This is a genomic window from Wolbachia endosymbiont of Drosophila bocki (assembly GCF_028982005.1).
In the GTDB taxonomy this organism is placed as follows: Bacteria; Pseudomonadota; Alphaproteobacteria; order Rickettsiales; family Anaplasmataceae; genus Wolbachia; species Wolbachia pipientis.
The window spans coordinates 1-946 of the sequence record NZ_JAPQLG010000101.1 but is presented as its reverse complement, the minus strand read 5'-3'; the positions used below and the strand labels follow the sequence as shown (position 1 = coordinate 946).

Here is a 946-nt window from a genome sequence, read left to right as displayed (position 1 = left end):
CAGCTTGCAAATGATTGTCCTTTCCTTCATTTCTCTCCTATTACGAAGATTTTAAACAGGTTCTAAGAAACTTGAAGCAATTGCTCAGGATTTAACTGATTCTAATAGGATTCAGATTATCATTAAGTCTTTAGCTGACAACCCAGAGAAACTTCAAGCTTTTGCTCGCAATATGTCTAATGAGCAGTTTAAAGAACTTTTGGATAACGTAGGTGCAGAAGAGCTAAAAGATATTATTCACAAATTGCCTTATGAGAAAGTGACAGCTGTGATTGGTGATCTTGGCAGTAAAGATCAGTCTAAAGCTATTATTGATGCATTAAAAGGGGAACTTGAAGAGCAGAGTAAACAGAACAAGGAAATGATTGAGATGCTCAAGCAAATCAAGGACGATATGCCAGATATTGGACAGGCTCCAGACTTTACAATAGTAGACATTAATAATGACTCACTGTTATTTGTATAGTAGTGATTTATAAAGATAAGTAGTTTTTTTATAGGAGGTAACTATTATGAATAAAAATGTAAAATTATATTCTAGTGAAGAAGTTGAATCAAATAATACATTACAACTTTCGAAGCCGAAGTTTGATAAACCAAGCTTTGAAAAGCCAGTAATAAAAAAGATTGTCAGTGGTAAAACAAAGGAAGAATTTGATATAACTAAAGATATGACACAAGAAGAGATTGATAAGATGCCACAAATTACATTGACCATCAAGCACCTTAAAAATTTTTATGATGGCTTGATAAACAGCATTAATAAGTATGACGAAAATATGGATAGTGCAATTCAAAGTGGTATAATAACACAATTATCATCAACCATAGATAGTATAGGCAGCAAGACAAGTAGTATAGACAGTGAACTTGCAGATCTTAGAACCTGTTTAAAATCTTCGTAATAGGAGAGAAATGAAGGAAAGGACAATCATTTGCAAGCTGG

Annotated in this window: 1 protein-coding gene and 1 pseudogene; both read left to right on the top strand. The window is 32.9% G+C overall.

Annotated features, from left to right (window positions below; genetic code table 11):
• Positions 1–67: 67 nt before the first annotated feature.
• Positions 68–466: pseudogene (locus OZD61_RS02110) on the top strand (MgtE intracellular N domain protein); the annotation flags it as partial.
• A gap of 46 nt (positions 467–512) precedes the next feature.
• On the top strand, positions 513–905 hold the full coding sequence (locus tag OZD61_RS02105) for a hypothetical protein (protein WP_274979675.1): 393 nt from the start codon (positions 513–515) through the stop codon (positions 903–905).
• Positions 906–946: the final 41 nt, after the last annotated feature.

Bases quoted from the DNA above. Each gene is read 5' to 3' on its own strand.
- OZD61_RS02105 (WP_274979675.1), top strand. From the start codon at position 513: ATGAATAAAAATGTAAAATTATATTCTAGTGAAGAAGTTGAATCAAAT.